Source organism: Sinomonas sp. G460-2 (genome assembly GCF_047759905.1).
Classification (GTDB): domain Bacteria; phylum Actinomycetota; class Actinomycetes; order Actinomycetales; family Micrococcaceae; genus Sinomonas.
In genome coordinates this window covers 1-2,688 of the sequence record NZ_JBKZWT010000410.1, presented here as the reverse complement: position 1 = coordinate 2,688, position 2,688 = coordinate 1, and the positions used below count along the sequence as shown (strand labels likewise).

The window sequence follows — 2,688 nt, the reverse complement described above, 5'->3', positions numbered from 1 at the left end:
GACCCTCGACGCCGCCCGCGAACACGGCGTCCTGCTCGGCCGCGGCCGCGAGCGCAGCCTTCTCCTCACGCTTCGCCGCGTCCCACGAGGCGATGATCTCCTGGACGGTCGCGGGGAAGCTCGGCTGGAGGCCGCCGTCGGCCGTGAAGACGTGGCGGTTGCGGCGGATCATCTTGGCTGTGAGCGCCTCGGCGACCGCGTCGAGCCCGAACGCGCCGCGCTCGCTCGCGATCTCCGAGTGCAGCACGACCTGGAGCAGCACGTCGGCAAGCTCGCCCCGGAGCTCGTCATCGGGCTTGCCGTCCTCGATGGCCTCGACGAGCTCGTAGGCCTCCTCGACGAGGTATTCAACGAGGGAGGCGTGCGTGAGCGCCGCCGTCCACAGGCAGTGCTCCCGAAGGAGGTGCACCACCTCGACGAGGCGGTCGACGGCGACGCTCACGGTGTTCTCCGGGCTGTCCTCGCGGCTCTGCCGCTACTCGCCGAGGCTCGCGTAGGCCTCATTGATGTACTCGACGAGGTCCTCGCGGTCCTCGAGCGGCAGGAAGGCCGCCTCCGCTGCATTGAGTGTCAACTCCAGCAGGTCGTCGAGGTCGTAGTCGAAGGCCTCGACGAGGAGCTCGAACTCGTCGGTGAGCGTCACGCCGCTCATGAGCCGGTTGTCCGTGTTGACGGTCACGGTGAAGCCGAGCTCGTTGAGCATGTCGATCGGGTGATCGAGGATGTCCTCGCCCCACTGCGAGATCGCGCCGGTCTGAAGGTTCGAGGACGGGCAGAGCTCGAGCGGGATCCCGCGGTCGCGGACCCACGCCGCGAGCTCGCCGAGAGAGACGTCGAGGATCGGGACGCCGTCCTCGTCGACCTCCCCCGAGTCCTCGACCGTGATGTCCTCGGCGATGCGGACGCCGTGGCCGAGGCGCAGTGCCCGGCCGTCGACGAGAGCGGACTGGATGCTCTCGAGGCCCGCCGCCTCGCCCGCGTGGACGGTCACGGGGAAGTTGTGGCGCGCGAGGAACGTGAACGCGTCCGCGAAGCGCGAGGCCGGGAAGCCGTCCTCAGCGCCCGCGATGTCGAAGCCCACGGCGCCCTGGTCGCGGTGCCGGACGGCGAGCTCGGCGATCTCCTGGGCCCGGTCGGCGTGCCGCATGGCCGTGATGAGCTGCCCGACGGCGATCACGCGGCCGGACTCCTCGACCTTCGCGATGCCCTCCTCGAGGCCAGCCTGGACCGCCTCGACGGCCGCATCGAGGGTGAGGCCCTTGGTGAGGTGCTGCTCGGGTGCCCAGCGGACCTCGCCATACACCACGCCGTCGTCCGCGAGGTCCTCGACAAACTCGCGGGCAATCCGGCGCAGGGCGGGCTCGGTCTGCATGACCGCGATCGTGTGGTCGAAGGTCTCGAGGTACCGCGGCAGCGAGCCGGAATCGGCCGACTCGCGGAACCACTCGGCGAGCGCGACGGCGTCAGTCGAGGGCAGCTCGTGGCCGACCTCCGCCGCGAGTTCGATGATGGTGGCGGGCCGCAGCCCGCCGTCAAGGTGGTCGTGGAGGGACACCTTGGGAAGGGTGCGGAGGTCGAAGGTCAGGTCGGGTGCATCGTCGATGATCGGCTCAGTCACGGTCCAACTCTAGGGAAGGGCCGCGGCGGGCACCAGCCGACCGGCCGGTGGACTCGTCCGAAGTGTGCGGACGCGGAGCGTAGTCGTCCGGCTCCGCCTCGTCCGGATGCTGGCTGAGGTGCGTACGATGTGCGACCGCGGCGCGCGTGGCGGCCTGCTCGGCCTCCTTGGCATCGCGCCAGCGATGGAACACGGTGATCGCGTGGTCGAGGATCACACCGAGGACGAGCGCGAATCCAACGGCAACGAGGACGCTCAGCAGCGGGTTGTGGCGCAGCCACGGGAACGAGCTCGCGAGGAGCCCCACGCCGAGCGAGTAGCCCACCCACGTCAGGCACGCAAACGCGTCGAGCCAGAAGAACGTGCGGTGCCGGAAGCGCGTTGAGCCAGCCACGTAGTTGACCGCGACGCGGCCCCACGGAATGTAGCGTGCCGTGAAGATGAGCACGGCGCCGCGCTTGTCGAGCTCGTGCCGGGCCCACGAGAAGACCTTCTGCACTCTGGGTCGCCGCATCCAGCGCCAGCGGTCCGTGCCGATCCTGCGGCCAAAGACGTACGCCATGTTGTCGCCGGCCATCGCGCCGAGGAGGGCCGTGGCCCCGAGGATCCACAGGTTGGGCTCGCCAGTGTGCCGCCAGTAGGCCGCGAGAGCCACGATCAGCGTCTCGCTCGGGGCGATCATCGCGAATCCGTCAACGAAGAAGAAGACGAAGAGAATCGGATAGATCCACCACTGCCCGGCGGCATGCAGAATCGCGTGGTCGAGAAACTCCAGCATGCGGCGGTGCTCCTTGCGAATATGGGCCTTATTCAGTGTCGCACGCCGCGGTGGGTGCCGCCATCCACCCGAGGGCGCAACGGGCCAAACTCTGGGTCCGCCCCGAGGACTAAGTGGAAACCGAGTACTCAGGGCGGACCAAGTCAGGGTTGCGGCGCGAACGGGCTCAGTTCCGGACCCGCGCAGCGCTACGCGATGCGGTCGATCACGAGCCGCTGCGCCGGCCGCGAGCCCGCGGGCGCCACGAGGGCGGCCCCCTCGAGGGCCTCCTTGGCCCGGTCGAAGCGCTCGG

At 69.6% G+C, this 2,688-nt stretch carries 3 protein-coding genes; all 3 read right to left on the bottom strand.

What is annotated here, in order from left to right; translation table 11 throughout:
- Positions 1 to 442: MazG nucleotide pyrophosphohydrolase domain-containing protein (locus tag ACLN58_RS20635; protein WP_415857100.1), on the bottom strand; the 442-nt coding region annotated here is incomplete at its 3' end.
- Between the two features lie 33 nt (positions 443 to 475).
- Positions 476 to 1,618 carry an adenosine deaminase gene (locus ACLN58_RS20630; RefSeq protein ID WP_415857099.1) on the bottom strand — a complete coding sequence of 381 codons (1,143 nt, stop codon included), beginning with the start codon at positions 1,616 to 1,618 and terminating at the stop codon, positions 476 to 478.
- Positions 1,611 to 2,393, bottom strand: coding sequence for a DedA family protein (locus ACLN58_RS20625; protein ID WP_415857101.1), 783 nt, complete (start codon positions 2,391 to 2,393; stop codon positions 1,611 to 1,613). The genes ACLN58_RS20630 and ACLN58_RS20625 overlap by 8 nt, the downstream gene beginning before the upstream one ends.
- Positions 2,394 to 2,688: the final 295 nt, after the last annotated feature.